Origin of the sequence: Salipiger sp. PrR003 (genome assembly GCF_010500785.1) — a bacterium.
Taxonomy (GTDB): domain Bacteria; phylum Pseudomonadota; class Alphaproteobacteria; order Rhodobacterales; family Rhodobacteraceae; genus Salipiger; species Salipiger pacificus_A.
Genome location: NZ_JAAGOV010000054.1, coordinates 14,424 through 32,181, shown reverse-complemented (window position 1 = coordinate 32,181; position 17,758 = coordinate 14,424). Strand labels below are relative to the sequence as shown.

At 65.2% G+C, this 17,758-nt stretch carries 19 protein-coding genes; 14 read left to right on the top strand and 5 right to left on the bottom strand.

The window, feature by feature from the left end:
- Positions 1–74: 74 nt before the first annotated feature.
- The 3 genes from G0D83_RS19620 to G0D83_RS19610 all read right to left on the bottom strand — a co-directional run bounded on the left by G0D83_RS19620 (position 75) and on the right by G0D83_RS19610 (position 3,500).
- Positions 75–1,517 carry a TRAP transporter large permease subunit gene (locus G0D83_RS19620; protein ID WP_164196443.1) on the bottom strand — a complete coding sequence of 481 codons (1,443 nt, stop codon included), beginning with the start codon at positions 1,515–1,517 and terminating at the stop codon, positions 75–77.
- Position 1,518: 1 nt separating this feature from the next.
- A complete protein-coding gene (locus tag G0D83_RS19615; RefSeq protein ID WP_164196442.1) occupies positions 1,519–2,307 on the bottom strand; it encodes a TRAP transporter small permease subunit in 789 nt (262 codons plus the stop codon).
- A 143-nt stretch (positions 2,308–2,450) separates the two neighbouring features.
- A complete protein-coding gene (locus G0D83_RS19610) occupies positions 2,451–3,500 on the bottom strand; it encodes a TRAP transporter substrate-binding protein (RefSeq protein ID WP_193989018.1) in 1,050 nt (349 codons plus the stop codon).
- 316 nt (positions 3,501–3,816) lie between these two features.
- Here G0D83_RS19610 and purM point away from each other — a divergent pair, with 316 nt between their 5' ends.
- Positions 3,817–4,863 (top strand): phosphoribosylformylglycinamidine cyclo-ligase, encoded by a 1,047-nt coding sequence (purM, locus tag G0D83_RS19605; protein ID WP_164196441.1) that lies wholly within the window; start codon positions 3,817–3,819, stop codon positions 4,861–4,863.
- Positions 4,860–5,450: a phosphoribosylglycinamide formyltransferase gene (gene purN / locus G0D83_RS19600; RefSeq protein WP_164196440.1), complete on the top strand. Its 591-nt coding sequence runs from the start codon at positions 4,860–4,862 to the stop codon at positions 5,448–5,450. Before purM ends, purN begins: the two co-directional genes overlap by 4 nt.
- On the opposite strand, the gene G0D83_RS19595 is transcribed toward purN, so the two are convergent.
- Positions 5,447–5,632 carry a hypothetical protein gene (locus tag G0D83_RS19595; RefSeq protein WP_164196439.1) on the bottom strand — a complete coding sequence of 62 codons (186 nt, stop codon included), beginning with the start codon at positions 5,630–5,632 and terminating at the stop codon, positions 5,447–5,449. The two genes, purN and G0D83_RS19595, sit on opposite strands and share 4 nt — an antisense overlap.
- A 285-nt stretch (positions 5,633–5,917) precedes the next feature.
- Between G0D83_RS19595 and rnd the strand changes: the two genes are divergently transcribed.
- The gene (gene rnd, locus G0D83_RS19590) at positions 5,918–7,075 is read left to right on the top strand and encodes a ribonuclease D (protein ID WP_164196438.1); all 1,158 of its coding nucleotides are present in this window, start codon (positions 5,918–5,920) and stop codon (positions 7,073–7,075) included.
- 110 nt (positions 7,076–7,185) lie between these two features.
- Here rnd and G0D83_RS19585 read toward each other — a convergent pair whose 3' ends face one another.
- Positions 7,186–7,659, bottom strand: a complete 474-nt coding sequence (locus G0D83_RS19585; RefSeq protein ID WP_164196437.1) for a hypothetical protein — start codon at positions 7,657–7,659, stop codon at positions 7,186–7,188.
- A 171-nt stretch (positions 7,660–7,830) separates the two neighbouring features.
- On the opposite strand from G0D83_RS19585, the gene G0D83_RS19580 reads away from it, so the two are divergent.
- The 11 genes from G0D83_RS19580 to lpxA all read left to right on the top strand — a co-directional run bounded on the left by G0D83_RS19580 (position 7,831) and on the right by lpxA (position 17,758).
- A complete protein-coding gene (locus G0D83_RS19580) occupies positions 7,831–8,241 on the top strand; it encodes a SufE family protein (protein ID WP_108965496.1) in 411 nt (136 codons plus the stop codon).
- A 101-nt stretch (positions 8,242–8,342) separates the two neighbouring features.
- Positions 8,343–8,906 carry a ribosome recycling factor gene (gene frr / locus G0D83_RS19575; RefSeq protein ID WP_108965498.1) on the top strand — a complete coding sequence of 188 codons (564 nt, stop codon included), beginning with the start codon at positions 8,343–8,345 and terminating at the stop codon, positions 8,904–8,906.
- A 28-nt stretch (positions 8,907–8,934) separates the two neighbouring features.
- Positions 8,935–9,660, top strand: a complete 726-nt coding sequence (locus tag G0D83_RS19570; RefSeq protein WP_108965500.1) for an isoprenyl transferase — start codon at positions 8,935–8,937, stop codon at positions 9,658–9,660.
- Positions 9,657–10,448: a phosphatidate cytidylyltransferase gene (locus G0D83_RS19565; protein WP_164196436.1), complete on the top strand. Its 792-nt coding sequence runs from the start codon at positions 9,657–9,659 to the stop codon at positions 10,446–10,448. Before G0D83_RS19570 ends, G0D83_RS19565 begins: the two co-directional genes overlap by 4 nt.
- Positions 10,449–10,458: 10 nt before the next feature.
- The gene (dxr, locus tag G0D83_RS19560; RefSeq protein ID WP_164196435.1) at positions 10,459–11,628 is read left to right on the top strand and encodes a 1-deoxy-D-xylulose-5-phosphate reductoisomerase; all 1,170 of its coding nucleotides are present in this window, start codon (positions 10,459–10,461) and stop codon (positions 11,626–11,628) included.
- Between the two features lie 71 nt (positions 11,629–11,699).
- Positions 11,700–13,046: an RIP metalloprotease RseP gene (rseP, locus tag G0D83_RS19555; RefSeq protein ID WP_164196434.1), complete on the top strand. Its 1,347-nt coding sequence runs from the start codon at positions 11,700–11,702 to the stop codon at positions 13,044–13,046.
- 150 nt (positions 13,047–13,196) lie between these two features.
- Complete coding sequence (locus tag G0D83_RS32555; protein ID WP_255455560.1) at positions 13,197–13,322, top strand: hypothetical protein; 126 nt, start codon at positions 13,197–13,199, stop codon at positions 13,320–13,322.
- Positions 13,323–13,406: 84 nt separating this feature from the next.
- Complete coding sequence (bamA, locus tag G0D83_RS19550; RefSeq protein WP_203594925.1) at positions 13,407–15,773, top strand: outer membrane protein assembly factor BamA; 2,367 nt, start codon at positions 13,407–13,409, stop codon at positions 15,771–15,773.
- Positions 15,774–15,789: 16 nt separating this feature from the next.
- Positions 15,790–16,392 (top strand): OmpH family outer membrane protein, encoded by a 603-nt coding sequence (locus G0D83_RS19545; RefSeq protein ID WP_235939751.1) that lies wholly within the window; start codon positions 15,790–15,792, stop codon positions 16,390–16,392.
- A 119-nt stretch (positions 16,393–16,511) separates the two neighbouring features.
- On the top strand, positions 16,512–16,973 hold the full coding sequence (gene fabZ / locus G0D83_RS19540) for a 3-hydroxyacyl-ACP dehydratase FabZ (RefSeq protein WP_164196433.1): 462 nt from the start codon (positions 16,512–16,514) through the stop codon (positions 16,971–16,973).
- Positions 16,970–17,758, top strand: coding sequence for an acyl-ACP--UDP-N-acetylglucosamine O-acyltransferase (gene lpxA, locus G0D83_RS19535; protein WP_164196432.1), 789 nt, complete (start codon positions 16,970–16,972; stop codon positions 17,756–17,758). Before fabZ ends, lpxA begins: the two co-directional genes overlap by 4 nt.

The window sequence follows — 17,758 nt, the reverse complement described above, 5'->3', positions numbered from 1 at the left end:
GGTCTTCTCGCCGCGCCTACATGCCTTTGATGGCCCCGCCGCGCAAGAGCGGCGGGGCCGGTGTCAGATGAGGGTCACTCGCCGTAGGCCATTGCCGGAAGCCAGGTGGTCAGCGCCGGGAACTCGAAGACGATGAAGAGACCCAGCAGCTGCAGCAGCACGAAGGGGATGATGCCCTTGTAGATGTGCCCGAGGTTCACGCCCGGCGGGCAGACGCCCTTGAGGTAGAAGAGCGCAAAGCCCACCGGTGGCGTCAGGAACGACGTCTGCAGGGTCACCGCTACGAGGATGGCGAACCAGACCACCTGCGGGTCGCGCACCTGGTCGAAGCCCGGCACCGCCAGCTCCAGTCCCTGGATGATCGGCAGCATCAGCGGCATGATGATGATGGTGATCTCGATCCAGTCGAGCAGGAAGCCGAGGCAGAAGACGATGAACAGGATAAAGGCGATCGTCAGGTAGGGGTTGTCGAAGGCCGAGAGCACCAGGTGCTGCACGATCTCGTCCCCGCCGTAGCGGCGCAGCACAAAGGCGAAGAAGTTCGCCGCCAGGAAGATGCCGGTGATGTAGCCCGCGGTGTTGAGCGTCGAGCGGGCCACCTCGCGGAACACTTTCCAGTCGAGCCTGCGGTTGATCAGCGCCAGCACCGTCGCGCCGAGCGCGCCGAGACCGGAGGCTTCGGTCGGGGTGGCGATGCCGACAAAGATCGAGCCAAGCACCAGCAGGATCAGCAGCATCGGGGGCACCACGGCGAGCAGCACCTCCTTCACCTCTTCCATGCCCACCTTGCCGGACTTCTCCGGCGCCGGCATCGAGGCGGGCGAGATAAAGCCGTAGATGACGATGAAGACGATATAGAGCGCGCCGAGGATGAGCCCCGGGAAGAGCGCCCCCATGAAGAGATCGCCGAGCGAGATCGCCAGCTGGTCCGACATGATGACCAGCATGATCGACGGCGGAATCAGGATCCCCAGAGTACCGGCGCTCGCGATTGTCCCCGTCGCGATGGGTTTCGAATAGTTCTGCGCCATCATCGCCGGCAGGGCCATCACACCGAGCAGCGTCACCGAGGCGCCGATCACGCCGGTCGAGGCCGCGAGGATGATGCCGATCAGCAGCACGGTGAGCGAGAGCCCCCCGCGCAGCGAGCCGAAGAGCTTCTGCATGGCGTGCATCATCCGCTGCGCCACGCCCGACTGGTCGAGCATAAGCCCCATGTAGATGAACATCGGCAGCGCCACGAGCACCGGGTTGTTGACGATGTTGCCAAACAGACGGCCCGAGAGCGCCAGCAGGCGGTTGTACTCGAGCCCGATACGGTCGAACTCGATGACGTCCTTGAACTCGGCACGGAACGGGTCGAGCAGGATCTGCGACAGGATGACAAAGATCAGGCTCACGCCGACCAGCGCCATGGCGACGGGAATGCCGCGGAACAGCATCCAGATGAAGGTCAGGAACATCGCCGCGACGGCGATCTCGTTCAGCGTCAGGTATTGGCCGAGGACGTGCAGCATCTCAGCGCTCCTTCCGCGCGAGCAGACGCGCCACAACAATCACGATCAGCGTGGCAACAAGCGCCAGGGCGATGGTCTTCTTCATTTCCCACGGACCGAACTCGAGATCGTCGAAGATCGCCGCGCGGGTCGCGGTGCGCATGCTGTCCACCTCGGGATCGGTTGCCATCAGCCAGCCGACGCAGGCGTACCAGATGATGAGCTGGATGCCGAAGACGGTGGAGGGCAGCGCGAAGAGAAGCTGTTTCCACAGCGCCGGACGCGTCAGCTGCGACAGATGCCGCACGTAGGCCGACCAGATCGCCACCATGATGACAATGAAGCTGAGGTTCATCAGCGTCTTGAGGATCCACAGGTTGTGCAGCCCGTTGGGGCTCGACGAGCCCTCGTCGGCGGCGATCGAGGTCAGCGCGTAATCGAGCGTCACGTCCCAGCACAGCAGCACGAAGGGAAAGAACAGCCAGACCAGCGCGATGATGTCGATGACCAGCCGCTTCTTCTTGGCGAAGTTGTCGTAGAAAATGTCGACCCGCACGTGGCTGCCGGTGGTCACCGCATACGCGATGCCGATCAGCACGGCGACGCCGTAGAGCCACCATTGCAGGTCGTCGAGCCAGGCCTGGTTGTGGCCCATCTGGCGCAACACCACCTGGGCGCAGATGGCGACCATGAGAATGGGAAAGAGCCAGGCGACGAGATTGGACAGGTGCACGATGATCCTGTCGCCCCGGTTCTGGTCCTTGCGTCCGATCTCTCCGGGGTCGGAGATGGCGACCTTGAATTCCTCCACGGGCCTTGTCCTTTGTATTGCCTGCCATGTGGGACGTGCGTCGCGTTCGGAAGCCCATAGCGACGCGAAAACGGCGCGCCCCCGAAGGTTCTGGCGCGCCGCAGGGGGCCGGGCCCGAAGGCCCGGCGATCACGAGCCCTGTCTCAGTTCCAGGGACGCGGCAGGTAGATGTTGTTGAACCAGGTCTTGTAGCCCTCGCGGAACTCGCTGAGGTCGGCCCAGGCCTTGGCGAACATCTCGTCCTCGGCCTTCAGCTCTTCCACCACCTCGAGCCAGGCGGCTTCGAATTCCTTCAGCTGCTCGGGGGTCCAGTTCTTGATCGTCACGCCATGCTGCTCGACGTTCTCGACCATGGCCGGGAAGTTCTTGGCCTCGCCTTCGGCGAAGTTGTCGGTGAGGTTGGCCATGCAGGCGATCTCGATCTGCTTCTGGCTCTTCTCGTCGAGATCTTCCCAGCGGTCCTTGTTGATCAGCAGCTCGAACATGGTGGCGGGCTGGTGCCAGCCGGGGAAGTAGTTGTACTTGGCGATGTTGTAGAAGCCGAGGTTGGCATCGACGATCGGCATCGAGAATTCGGTCGCGTCGATCGCGCCGCGCTCCAGCGCCGGGAAGATGTCGCCCGCACCGAGCAGCGAGGTCGAGACACCAAGCTTCTGCATCACCTCGGCGCCGAGGCCGAAGAAGCGCATGTTCAGACCCTTGAGGTCGTCGAGCGAGTTGATCTCTTTCTTGAACCAACCCGAGGTCTCGGGCGCGTAGGAGCCGCAGAGCACCACGTGGACGTTGTATCCATTGGTGTCATACATCTCCTGGAAAAGATCCATGCCATCGTCATAGAGCATCCAGGCCAGCATCTCGCCCGGCTCGGGGCCGAAGGGCACGGCCGCGAAGAGGCCGGCGGCCGGCATCTTGCCCTGCCAGTAGCCCGAGGTCGAATAGGCGGCGTCCACCGAGCCGTTCGAGACGGCGTCGAGCATTTCCAGCGACGGCACCAGCTCGCCCGGATCGAAGTGTTCGAATTCCACGTCTTCAGAGATCGCGTTGATCTTCTCGACGAAGTTGACGGCAGCGGTGCCGAGGATCGGCAGGTTCTTAGAATAGCCCGAGGTCATCTCGAGCAGTTCCTGCGCCGAGGCGGCACCCGCGAATGCGAAAGCAGCGGCCGAAACGGCCGTGAAGGTCTTGTTGATCATGGTACTCCTCCCTGTGTCGGCACCCCCTCCCAAGGGCACCGCCGGCACTTTAGGCCTGTCCGAAACGCTATCGAAGCCTCACGGCGCTGTGAATACCCAGTTCTGCGTAGAGGTCGCGCAAGAATATTGCTGACGCTACGGCACTTAGGGAAGATTGCTGCAGAGCAGACCACCTTCTTGCCGCGCCCGCCAAGCCGCTGGCGCAGGGACGAATTTGCGGTTCTCGCCGCTTCCCCAGCCAAACCCCCGGTATGGGCGCTTTTCATCGCTGTCCGCCTGCGCTATTCCCGCGCGAAACGGGGTCTCGGAGGTTGGCATGACCGAAGGTAAGAACGGCATCACCTATGCGGATGCAGGCGTGGATATCGATGCGGGCAACGCGCTGGTGGAGCGGATCAAACCGGCTGCCAAGCGGACCAGCCGCAGCGGGACGATGTCGGGGCTGGGCGGCTTCGGCGCGCTCTTCGACCTCAAGGGCGCGGGCTACGAGGATCCCATCCTCGTCGCGGCGACCGACGGCGTGGGCACCAAGCTGCGCATCGCGATCGACACCGGCCACGTCGACGGCGTGGGCATCGACCTTGTCGCCATGTGCGTCAACGATCTGGTCTGTCAGGGCGCCGAGCCGCTGTTCTTCCTCGATTATTTCGCAACCGGCAAGCTCGACACCGACAGCGCCGCGCGGGTGATCGAGGGCATCGCCGAGGGCTGCGTGCGCTCGGGCTGCGCGCTCATCGGCGGCGAGACCGCCGAGATGCCGGGCATGTATCCGGCGGGCGACTTCGACCTCGCGGGCTTTGCCGTCGGTGCCATGGAGCGCGGCAGCGATCTGCCCAAGGACGTGGCCGCAGGCGACGTGCTTCTCGGCCTCGCCTCGGACGGGGTGCACTCGAACGGCTATTCGCTGGTCCGCAAGCTGGTCGAGGTCTCGGGCCTTGGCTGGGACGCCGACTGCCCCTGGTCCGAAGGCTCGCTGGGCGAAGTGCTGCTGACGCCGACGCGTCTTTACGTGAAGCAGGCACTGGCGGCGGTCCGCGCCGGCGGCGTGCACGCGCTGGCCCATATCACCGGCGGCGGCCTGACCGAGAACCTGCCGCGCGTGCTGCCCGAGGGCTGCGGCGCGACCATCGACCTGACCTCCTGGGCGCTTCCGCCGGTCTTCAAGTGGATGGCCGAGGTGGGCGGCATCGAGGAGCGTGAGATGCTCAAGACCTTCAACTGCGGCATCGGCATGATCCTGTCGGTCTCGGCGGATCGCGCCGAGGCGCTGAAGGCGCTGCTCGAGGCTGAGGGCGAGACCGTCTACACCCTCGGCACCGTGACCGAAGGGCAGGGCGTGACCTACGAGGGCGCGCTGAAGTGAAACGCGTCGCGATCTTCATCTCGGGCGGCGGCTCCAACATGGTGACGCTGGCCGAGAGCATGACCGGAGATCACCCGGCCCGCCCGGTTCTGGTACTGTCGAACAACGCAAATGCCGGCGGACTGAAGAAGGCCGAAGCGATGGGCATCCCCACCGCCGTCGTCGATCACCGCCCGTTCAAGGGCGACCGCCCGGGTTTCGAGGCGGCGCTGCAGGCCGAGCTCGAGAAGGCGCAGCCCGACATCCTCTGCCTTGCGGGGTTCATGCGTGTGCTGACCGCGGGATTTGTCGAGCCGTGGAAGGGGCGGATGCTGAACATCCACCCCTCGCTGCTGCCGAAGTATCGCGGCCTGCACACCCATGCGCGGGCGCTGGAGGCGGGCGATACCGAGCACGGCTGCACCGTGCATGAGGTCACGCCCGAGCTGGACGACGGTCCGCTGCTGGGCCAGGCGCGGGTGCCGGTGCTGGCGGGCGACACGCCCGACACGCTGGCTGCGCGTGTCCTCGAGATGGAGCACAAGCTTTACCCGGCGGTGCTGCGGCGCTTCGCTGCGGACGACAAGACCCCGGTGCTGCTGGCCTAGTGCGAACGCTGGTGGCCGGCCGAATTGCCGTGCCAGTCGAGCGTCGCGGCGCTGCGCTCGGGCGCAGTGAGCGCGGGCAGGCCGAGCAGAACGACTAACGCGAGCGCTGCGATTATGGCACCGAATCCGCCGCTGATCGCGGGGCGACGGGTGTAGCTGTAGGCAAGGTCGAGCGACGTCATGGGAGGGCTCCTTGGGGGTATGCCGAAGGGGGCGAGTTGAAGTCTTCTGGGCTGCCCTCAAGATAGGTGCTGCGCGTCCTTCGCGAAAACGAATGATTGTCGGGTAGATCATCACGAGGCGTGATGGATTTACCCTCAAGAGGGCGGCTCGGTGACCGGCTTGCAACCCGGCCAATGCGAAAATGCGGCTCGCGCGCGCTTTCCGGCGCTGCCGCTTTGAACTTCACGCGCCGAAGGTGTAGGAGGCGCGATAACCAAGAGAAACAAGAACGGCCCGGTGCACGAATGAAGACATTGACCAAGACCGAAGAGCTCGCGGAATTCTGCGCCGAAGCCGCCAGCGCGCCCTATGTGACCGTGGACACCGAGTTCCTGCGCGAGCGCACCTATTATTCCAAGCTCTGCCTGATCCAGTTGGCGATCCCCGGCAAGGGCGAGGAGAACGCGGTTCTGGTCGATCCTCTGGTTGACGGGCTGTCGCTCGAGCCGCTGATGGAGCTCTTCCGCAATACCGCCGTGGTCAAGGTCTTCCACGCCGCGCGTCAGGATCTCGAGATCTTCTTCGTCGATCATGGCGTCATTCCCGAGCCGCTCTTCGACACGCAGGTCGCGGCCATGGTCTGCGGCTTCGGCGAGCAGGTCGGCTACGAGACGCTGGTCAAGCGCATCGCCAAGCAGCAACTCGACAAGAGCTCGCGGTTCACCGACTGGTCGCGCCGCCCGCTGACCGAGGCACAGAAAAAATACGCGGTGGCGGATGTCACCCATCTGCGGGTGATTTACGAGTTCCTCGCCGCCAAGCTCGAGGAAACCGGTCGCGCGCATTGGGTGGGCGAAGAGCTGGCCACGCTGACCGATCCCGAAACCTATATCACCCGCCCCGACGAGGCCTGGCTCCGCGTGCGCACCCGCTCGTCGAGCCCGCGGTTCCTTGCCATCGTGCGGGCGTTGGCGGCCTTCCGCGAGGACTATGCGCAGTCGCGCAACATCCCCCGCAACCGGGTGTTCAAGGATGACGCGCTGGCCGAGCTGGCCTCGACCAAGCCGGTCACCATGGAAGACCTCGGCCGCTCGCGCCTGCTGCTGCGCGAGGCCCGCAAGGGACCGATCGCCGACGGCATCCTTGCCGCGGTCAAGGCAGGGCAGGAGGCCCCCAAGGATGACCTGCCCAAGGTCGACGACAGCCGTGACCAGCTACAGGTCAACCCGGCACTGGCCGACCTGCTGCGGGTGCTGCTCAAGGCCAAGACCGAAAGCTCGGGCGTTGCCTCGAAGCTGATCGCCCCGGCGGCAGAGCTCGACGCGATCGCTGCGGGTCAGCGCGACGTGAAGGCGCTCAGCGGCTGGCGCCGCGAGGTGTTCGGTGAAGATGCGCTGCGGCTCTGCGACGGCAAGATTGCCCTCGCCGCAAAGGGCAAGGCGGTCGAGGTCATCGAGATCTGAGACGCCTTCGGGGAAAGAAAAAGCGCGCCGCAGACCTGCGGCGCGCTTTTTGTTTCCGGTGCGACATGTCGCCTCGAAGAGAGATACCCATCCCTCCGAGGGAATTTGCGTCAGCGGCTGACGCTTTGCGCGTTGCGCAGACCCTGGACGCGCAGCGCGCGGTAGGGGGCAAGCTCCTTGTCGCTCATCCATTTCGCCACCGTGACCGTGCGCGCGGCCTCGCTGGCCCCGGCTTCGCCGCGGACCTGCAGCGCCAGCAGCCGGAAGGCGAGGGTGCCGGTGTCCTCGGAGCCTTCGACCGGCACCAGGCGCACGTCGAACGGGCCGGGGAAATCTGCAAGACCCGTCACCCGCACGATGAAGCCGCCCGGCCGGCGCTCCAGAAGCAGGTCGGTGATCATGCCGACCGGCGTGCCCTTGTAGGCGTCTTCCTTGCTCGAGAAGAAGCTCGCGGCGGCAGAACGCTGCGGGATCAGAGGGTTGCTCGCGCCGGTTTCGGTGCTCACGGGCGCGCCCTCGTCCTGACCGACGCAGGCGCCGAGCAGGAGTGCCGAGATCATAAGAGCCGATACGGGTTTGAACATGGGTCGCGAAGCCTCTGCCTGTGGTGCTTTTCGGGTTAGCGTATCGGGCCAACATTGAAAAGCATGCATTGCCGGGTCTGGACCTTTGCGGTCTGCCCGCCTACTTCTCGGCACCGATCACAGCCGCGCCTGGTGCTTTCGAGCCGCGCGGCGCGGCAAGCAGGAGCACAGATGGCACAGGCAGGGTTCGAGGAGCTGGTCGAGGATTTCGAATTCCTAGAGGATTGGGAAGACCGCTACCGCACGGTGATCGAGCTGGGCAAGGCGATGGCCCCGCTGCCCGAGGCGCTGAAGGTCCCCGCCACCAAGGTCGAGGGATGCGCCTCGCAAGTCTGGCTGCACCTCACCTGGGAAGGTGGTCGGCTGCAGTTCGAGGGCGAGAGCGATGCGATGATCGTGCGCGGTCTCATCGCGGTGCTGCACCGGCTCTACGACGGGCTCACGCCCGGCGAGGTCGCGGCGATCGATGCCCGCGCCGAGCTCGGGAGGCTTGGCCTCAACGAGCATCTTTCCGCGCAGCGCTCCAACGGCTTGCGCGCGATGGTAGAGCGGATCCAGCAGCAGGCTGCCGCTGCGGTCTGAGCCCTTAGGGGCGGCCACCCGGACCGCAAAGCGCTATACATCCGTCCGCCTCTGGCTTAGAACGCCTTTTAACCGGAATGACTTGAACGGGCAGAACCAACATGTCTGAAGAATTCGAACTCGACACCGCCGATCTCCAGCGCCGCATGGATGGCGCCATGGCCAATCTGCGCACCGAATTTGCCTCGCTGCGGACCGGGCGCGCCTCGGCCTCGATGCTCGAGCCGGTGCAGGTCGATGCCTATGGCTCGATGACTCCGATCAACCAGGTCGGTACCGTCAACGTGCCCGAGCCGCGCATGGTCACCATCAACGTCTGGGACAAGGGTCTCGTCGGCAAGGTGGAAAAGGCGATCCGCGAGAGCGGCCTCGGCATCAACCCGCAGCTCAACGGCACGATCATCATGCTGCCGATCCCCGAGCTGAACGAGGAGCGCCGCCGCGATCTGACCAAGGTTGCCGGCCAATACGCCGAGCATGCCCGCGTTTCCATTCGTAACGTGCGCCGCGATGGCATGGACCAGATCAAGAAGGCAAAGGCCGACGGCCTGTCCGAGGACGACCAGAAGCTCTGGGAATCCGAGGTTCAGGACATGACCGACACCTACATCAAGAAGGTCGACGCCGCGCTGGAGACCAAGCAGGAAGAGATCATGCAGGTCTGAGGCGGAAACGCCCAAGCGAGGAGGGCCTATGCCCAAACCGATCCGAGACGGCAGCGGCCCGCGTCACGTGGCCATCATCATGGACGGCAACGGCCGATGGGCGACCCAACGGGGCCGCCCACGGCTGTTCGGCCACCATGCCGGTGCCAAGAGGGTCCGCGAGATCGTCCAGGCCTGCCCCGATGTCGGGGTCAAGTACCTGACGATCTTCGCCTTCTCGACCGAGAACTGGAAGCGCACCCAGACCGAGGTGGCGGGGCTCATGAGCCTCTTCCGTCGCTATATCCAGAAAGAGGCGCGCGCGCTTCACGCCGAGAACGTTCAGGTCCGCTTCATCGGCGACCGGGTGAAGCTCGACAAGAAGCTGGTGACCCTGATGGACGAGCTCGAGGCGCTGACCTCGGGATGTACCGGGGTCAACCTGACCATCGCCATCAACTACGGCGGCCGCGACGAGGTCGCCCGGGCGACCAAGCGGCTGGCACAGGATGTGGCCGCGGGCAAGCTCAGCCCCGAGGACGTCAACGAAGAGACCTTGCCAAAATATCTTGATACCTGCGTGCTGCCCGACCCCGACCTGGTGATCCGCACTTCAGGAGAGGCGCGCATCTCGAACTTCCTGCTCTGGCAGTCCGCTTATGCGGAATACGAGTTTGTCGATACGCTCTGGCCGGATTTCTGTGCCTCGGAGTTCTCGTCCCTGATCGGCGGCTACGGGCTGCGCGAGCGGCGCTACGGCGGGGTGAAGGCATGAGCTCGGCACGCTGGAGCGACCTCGGGCCGCGCATGGGCTCGGCGGCGGTGCTGATTGTCGTTGCGCTGATCTGCGTCTGGCTGGGCGGGATTTGGTGGCGGCTCGCCATCTCGCTGGCCTGCGGCGGCATGGTCTGGGAACTGGTCAACATGGTCGACACCAACCGCCGGAAGTCGGCCAAAGTGCTTGCCCTTGTCGCCGGCGTCTGCGCTCTGGCGTCGGTCTACCTGCCGCCGGCCTTCGCGCTGCCGCTGCTGCTGCTGCCCTCGATGGTCGGCCTTGGTCAGATGGAGCGGGGCGGGGTGACCTATGCGGTCTTCACCGCGATGATCATGCTCGCAGGCTACGGCATCATGTCGCTGCGCTCGGACTTCGGGCTCACCTGGATGCTGTGGATGGTGACGGTGGTCGTGGTGACCGACGTTGCTGGCTATTTCGCCGGCCGCGCCATCGGGGGCCCCAAGCTCTGGCCGCGCGTCAGCCCCAAGAAAACATGGTCCGGCTCTGCCGCGGGCTGGATCGGCGCGGGCATCGTCGGCGCGGTCTTCGCCGCGCTGTCGCGCGAGGCGGGCTTCGGGCTCGTCGGCGTCTCGATCGCCATCTCCATGGCCAGCCAGATCGGCGATATCGCCGAGAGCGCCATCAAGCGCCGCGCCGGGGTGAAGGACAGCTCGAGCCTGCTGCCGGGCCACGGCGGCCTGCTCGACCGTTTCGACGGCATGCTGGGCGCCGCGCTCTTCCTGCTCATCGCGGGGCAGATCGTCGACTTCCCGCCCGGGGTCGAATGAGACACGAGAAATGAGACGCATTTCCATTTTCGGCGCGACCGGATCGATTGGTCAGAACACGCTCGACCTTATCGCCCGTGATCCCGAAAGCTATCACGTCGTCGCGCTCACCGGTGGCAAGAACGTCGCACAACTTGCCAAGGACGCACGTAAATTCGGCGCCGAGCTGGCGGTAACGGCGGATCCCGCGCTGCTGCCCGAGCTGCGCGCGCGGCTGGCCGGATCGTCGGTCGAGGCAGCAGCAGGCCCCGAGGCCATTGTCGAAGCCGCCTCACGCCAGGCCGATTGGGTCATGTCGGCGATCGTCGGCGCGGCGGGTCTGGCGCCGGGGCTGCGGGCGCTCGAGAAGGGCGCGACACTGGCGCTGGCCAACAAGGAAAGCATGGTCTGCGCCGGCCCTCTGGTGCTGCACACCGCGCAGGCCCATGGCGGGCGCGTGCTGCCGGTGGACAGCGAGCATTCCGCGGTCTTCCAGGCGCTGATCGGCGAAGAGATGAGCCGCGTCGAGCGGGTAATCATCACCGCCTCGGGCGGCGCCTTCCGCGACTGGCCGGTGGAGAAGCTGGCCGAGGCGAGCCCCGAGCAAGCGGCGACCCATCCCAACTGGGACATGGGCCAGCGGATCACGATCGATTCCGCCTCTATGTTTAACAAGGCCCTGGAAGTCATAGAAACCAAGGAGTTTTTCGGGCTGGAACCCGAGAAAATCGAGGTCGTCGTCCATCCCGAGAGCATGATCCACGCGCTGGTCGGCTTCTGCGACGGGGCGTTGATGGCGCATCTCGGGCCGCCGGACATGCGCCATGCCATCGGCTTTGCGCTGCACCACCCGCAGCGCGCCGCGCTTCCGGTGGAGCGGCTCGACCTGGTGAAGCTCTCACAGCTGACCTTCCGCCCGGCCTGCGAGACGCGCTGGCCCGCGCTTCGGCTGGCGCGCGAGGTCATGGCGGCGGGCGGGCTCTCGGGCGCGGTGTTCAACGCCGCCAAGGAGCAGGCGCTCGACGATTTCATCGGCAAGCGGATCGGCTTTCAAGACATGGCGGGGATCGTCGAGCGGACGCTGGAGCATCTTTCGGCGGAGAGCGCAGTCACAAGCGCCGAGATCACCCTTGATAACGTCCTCGCCGCTGACCATCTCGCACGCAGGACCGCGCGCGAGCTGATGCTGCAGCACCACTGAAGCTGACCACCGCGCGCCGGTAAGACGGCCCGCCACGGGACAAGAAAAAACGAGTTGAAAGGGCAGGGCCTTTGGAGATCACCCAGCTGATTCCGCAATTCGGGGGCGTTATCTGGACGCTTCTGGCATTCGTCATCGCGCTGTCGGTGATCGTCGCGATCCACGAGTACGGGCATTACATCGTCGGCCGCTGGTCGGGGATCCATGCCGATGTCTTCTCGCTTGGCTTCGGCCCGGTGCTGATGAGCCGTGTCGACAAGCATGGCACCCGCTGGCAGATCGCCGCGCTGCCCTTCGGCGGCTACGTGAAGTTCAAGGGCGACGACACCGCCGCGAGCGGCACCGCCGACACCGCAGCCCTTGAGGCGATGACCGAAGAGGAGCGCCGCCAGACCATGACCGGCGCGCCGCTCTGGGCCCGCGCCGCCACCGTGGCCGCCGGACCGGTGTTCAACTTCGTGCTGACGATCGTCCTGTTCACCGGCATCTTCATGATGCAGGGACAGGTCTCCGAGCCGCTCACCGTGGGCGAGCTGCGCCCGATGCCGAGCGTGCAGGAACTGCAAGAGGGTGACGTGCTGCTGGAGATCGAGGGCATGCCGACGCCCTCCTTCGACGACGCCGAGGGCTTCGACAGTTTCCTCAAGAACCTGCCGCTGCAGAACTCGCTCACCTACACGGTCGAGCGCGATGGCGGCCGGCAAGAGGTCAGTGGCCCCTATGTCTACCCGGCGCTGGTCTCGCAGGTCGTGCCACGCTCTGCCGCCATCGAGGCGGGCATGGAGCAGGGCGACGTGATCATGGCGATCGACGGCGTGCCGATCTTTGCCTTCGACCAGCTTAAGCAGCGCGTGGAAAGCTCGGATGGGGCGACGCTGGGGCTTGAGGTCTGGCGCGATGGCGAGATCCTCGATCTTGCGCTTACCCCGAAGCGCACGGACGAGCCGCTGCCCGACGGCGGCTATCACACCGTCTACCGCATCGGCATCGTCGGCGGCATCTTCTTCGAGCCAGCGACAGAGACCGTTGGTCCGGTCGACGCGGTGAAGGGCGCCGTGAGCCGCACCTACAGCATCGCCGCCGGCTCGCTCTCGGGCCTGTGGCACATGATCGCCGGCAATATCTCCTCGTGCAATCTGTCGGGACCGATCGGCATCGCCGAGACCTCGGGCGCCATGGCCTCGCAGGGGGGGCAGAGCTTCCTGACCTTCATCGCGGTGCTCTCGACCGCCGTGGGGCTGCTGAACCTCTTCCCGGTGCCGGTGCTCGACGGCGGGCACCTGGTGTTCTTCGCCTACGAGGCGGTCACCGGCAAGCCGCCCTCGGAACGGGCGCTGCGCGCGCTGATGTCCGCCGGGCTGGTGTTGATCCTCGGCATGATGGTCTTTGCTCTGACCAACGACATCTTCTGCCCCTGATCTTTCCGGCCCTGGTCCCGGGGCGGAGAAGACGGACCCAAAGACAGTTGAAGGCCGGGCGGGGGTAATCCTCGACCCGGCCTTTTTGCCCTAAATCCGCCATGATGACCCTCTATCGAATGATCTGGGTATAGTTAACCGGGGGACGGAATGCAGACCTTCCAAAACGGCTATCGCGGGCTCGGCGTGCTGCTGGCGATCAACTGGGATCGGTTGTTCTTCGTCGCGGTGATCCTCGTCGCGTTGTATTTTGGCGCCTTCCTGGGAACTCTTTGACCCGTCGCAGTTTCGTCTTTTGACAAGAAGACCTCCACCCGCTACTCACAATAAAAAAATACTTTGGCGGAGTGGACAGCGAGCATGAGCATCGAGCAGAAGTCGGGCAGGCCCCGCGGCAAAAGTTACGCGCATCGCGCAGGCGTTTCGGCGCTTGCCCTATCGCTTGCGGCGGCGATGGCCTTCACCGCGCTGCCCGAGGCAGTGCAGGCGCAATCCTACGCATTCAGCAATGTCCGGATCGAAGGCAACGAACGCATCGAATCCGGCACCATCCTCAGCTACGCGGGCATCGCCCGGGGCGAGACGGTGAGCGCGGGCGAGTTGAACTCGGCCTATCAGCGCATCGTGGACTCCGGTCTTTTCGAGACCGTCGAGATCACGCCGCAGGGGAACACGCTGGTGATCGAGGTCACCGAATTCCCGACGGTCAACCAGATCGCCTTCGAGGGCAACCGCCGGCTCAAGGACGAGGATCTGGCTTCCATCGTCAAGACCCAGTCGCGCCGCGTCTACAGCCCGCGCCAGGCCGAGCAGGACGCCCAGCAGATCGCCAACGCCTACTTGCAGCAGGGCCGCATCGCGGCGCAGGTGACGCCGAAGCTGATCCGCCGTTCGAACAACCGCGTCGACCTCGTCTTCGAGATCTTCGAAGGCGGCGTGACCGAAATCGAGCGCATCGGCTTCGTCGGCAACCAGGCTTTCTCGGACGGGCGCCTGCGCCGGGTGATCCAGACCAAGCAGGCCGGCCTGCTGCGCGCGGTGATCCGCAGCGACACCTACATCGAGGACCGCGTGGCCTTCGATCGCCAGCTGCTGCAGGACTTCTACGCCTCGCGCGGTTACGTGGATTTCCGCGTCACCGGGATCAACTCGGAACTCTCCGAGGAACGTGACAGCTACTTCCTGACCTTCAACGTCGAGGAAGGGCAGAAGTTCAACTTCGGCCGCATCGGCGTGGCGAGCGAGCTGCCCGAGGTCGACGTGGCGAGCTTCCGCAATGCGATCAGCCTGCGGTCGGGCAAGGCCTATTCGCCCGCCGAGGTGGACAAGGAAATCATCCGGCTCGAGCGTCTCGCCACCAAGCAGGGGCTGAACTTCGTCCGCATCGATCCCCAGGTCACCCGCAACGACCGCGCGCAGACGCTGGACGTCACCTTCAACCTGACCCGCGGCCCGCGCATTTTCGTCGAGCGCATCGACATCGAGGGCAACACCACCACGCTCGACCAGGTGGTCCGCCGCGAGTTCGACACCGCCGAGGGCGATCCCTTCAACCCCCGCGCCATCCGCGAGGCGGCTGAACGCATTCGTGCGCTCGGCTATTTCTCGGATGCGCAGGTCGACGCCCGCGAAGGCTCGACGCCGCAGCAGGTCATTGTCGACGTGAACGTCACCGAGAAGCCCACCGGGTCGATCGGCTTCGGCGGCTCCTATTCGACGACCGACGGCCTCGGCGCCTCGATCTCCTTTGCCGAGCAGAACTTCCTCGGCCGGGGCCAGCGCCTGTCCTTCGGGATCAACACCGCGTCGACGAACCAGAGCTACACGTTCAACTTCGTCGAGCCCTACTTCCTGGGCCGCGATGTGTCCTTCGGCCTCGCGCTCAGCTATCGCGAGACGTCGTATGACAGCGCCGATTACGACACGGCAACAGGCCTCTTCCGCCCCAGCCTGACCTTCCCGATCTCGGACAACGGCCGTCTGGGCCTGCGCTACACCTACCGCTACACCGACATCATCGACTACGATGAGGATCAGGTCGGCAACGTCGTGATCTCGGAAGCCGAGGAAGACGCCCGCAACGATCACATGCTGGGCTACACCTTCAGCTATGACACCCGGCGCGAGGGTCTCGACCCCGATCGCGGCTACCTGTTGGAATTCGGCCAGGACTTCGGCGGGCTCGGCAGTGACACCAACTTCGTGCAGACCGACCTGCGCGCCGTGGCGCAAACGCTGGTCTGGAACGAGGAAATTACCCTGCGCGCCACCTTCCAGGCCGGGGCGATCAACTACATCGATGGCGACAGCCGCGTGACCGACCGCTACATGATGACCGAGAACATCATGCGCGGTTATGAATACGCCGGTATCGGCCCGCGCGAAGTCAACGACGACGAGGACATCGATTCCCCCCTGGGCGGCAACTACTACGCCGCGCTGCGCTTCGACGCCGAGTTCCCGCTCGGCCTGCCCGAGGAATACGGCATCAGCGGCGGCGTCTTCTACGACATCGGCTCGATCTGGGGCCTGTCCGACGACACGATCGCGAAAGCCGGGGACAACGAGATCCTCTACAGCGATTTCACCGCCCGCCAGTCGATCGGCTTCTCGGTGTTTTGGGACTCGGTACTCGGGCCGCTCCGCCTGAACTTCTCGACCCCGGTGGCGAAGGAAAAATATGACAACGAGCAGAACTTCAGCCTCTCGGTGTCGAGCACCTTCTGAGCTTGGGGCGCGCAGCTTGCTGCGCGCCGCCGCCCTCGGGCTCGGCCTTGCCGCAACGCCTGCCCTGGCGCAGGACGCCATGCGTCCGGGGATCGTGCAGAGCGAGATCCTTACAGTCGAAATCGACCGGCTCTACGCGGAAAGCGATTTCGGCAAAGAGGTCTCGAAGCTGCTCGAGGAGACCGGCACGGCCATCGCCGCCGAGAACCGTCGCATCGAGGCGGAGCTCACCGCCGAGGAAAAGTCCCTCACCGAGAAGCGCCGGACGATGGACGCCACTGCCTTCCGCAAGCTGGCCGACGCCTTCGACACCAAGGTGCAGGAGCTGCGCGACGCGCAGGACAGCAAGGCGCGCACCCTCGGCAATCTCTCGGAGGAACGTCGGCGCGCGTTCATCTCGCAAGCCGAGCCGGTTCTTGCCGACCTCATGCGCGATGCCGGCGCGAGCGTGATCCTCGACCAGCGCACGGTGTTCCTGTCGACCAATGCCATCGACATCACCGAAACAGCCATCTCGCGGATGAACGAGGTGCTGCCAAAACCCGATCCGCTGCCCGATCTGACCAGCACCCCGAACGCGCAGGTTCCCGTTTCACCGGACACCCCGCCCAAGCCCTGATCATGCGGCTCGCTGTTTCAGCCTGTTGCATCGCGTGACGTCGCCGCGCGCGCGCCGCTTGCCCCGAGCCGCCGGGATTGCTAGGGGAGAGGCGACTTTTTCCTTTTGAAAGGCCGACGATGACCGAGACGCTTCTCAGCGCTGACATCCAGCTGATCCAGCGCATCCTGCCGCATCGCTACCCGTTCCTGCTCGTTGACAAGGTCGTGGAGATCGACGGCACCAACTCGGCCGTGGGCATCAAGAACGTCACGATGAACGAACCGCACTTCCAGGGCCACTTCCCGGGCCTGCCGATCATGCCCGGCGTGACCATCGTCGAAGCCATGGCCCAGACGACCGCGGTCATGGTTGGGGCGGCACTTGATCTCGCCGACAAGGACCTCAAGGTCTATTTCATGGGCATCGACAAGTGCAAGTTCCGCCGCAAGGTGGTGCCGGGCGACGTGCTCAAGATGAAGGTCCGCACCCTGCGCGGCAAGCCGGGCGGCAAGGTCTGGAAGTTCGAGGGCGTGGCCGAGGTCGATGGCGAACTGGCCTGCGAGGCCGAGTTCACCGCGATGATGGACCTGCCGGCGTGACCGATGCCGTGATCCATCCCAGCGCCTATGTAGAGCCGGGCGCGCAGATCGGCGAGGGCTGCACGATCGGCCCGTTCTGCCATGTCGGGCCCGAGGTAGTGCTGGCGGCGAACGTCGAGCTGAAAAGCCACGTGGTGGTCACCGGCCGTACCGAGATCGGCGAAGACACCGTGATCTTTCCCTTTGCGGTGATCGGCGAGATCCCGCAGGACCTGAAGTTCCGCGGCGAGAAGACCAAGCTGGTCATCGGCAAGCGCAACCGCATCCGCGAGCATGTGACGATGAACTCGGGCACCGAGGGGGGGGGCGGCGTCACCCGCGTTGGCGACGACGGGCTGTTCATGGCCGGCTGCCACGTGGCGCATGACGCGCAGGTGGGGGACCGGGTGATCTTGGTGAACAACTCGGCGCTGGCCGGCCATTGCGTGATCGAGGACGACGTGATCGTCGGCGGGCTGTCGGGGGTGCACCAATGGGTGCGCATCGGGCGCGGTGCGATCATCGGCGCCGTGACCATGGTGACCAACGACGTGATCCCCTACGGGCTGGTACAGGCGCCGCGCGGCAAGCTCGACGGACTCAACCTTGTCGGCCTCAAGCGCCGGGGCGTGAGCCGCTCGGACATCACCGCGCTGCGCGCCGCCTTCCAGATGCTGGCGCAGGGCGAGGGCGCCTTTGCCGAACGCGCCAAGCGCCTCGGTGACGAGACCCAGAGCGAATATGTCCGCGAGATCGTCGACTTCATCCTCGGCGACAGCGACCGTCACTTCCTGACGCCGGGCTGA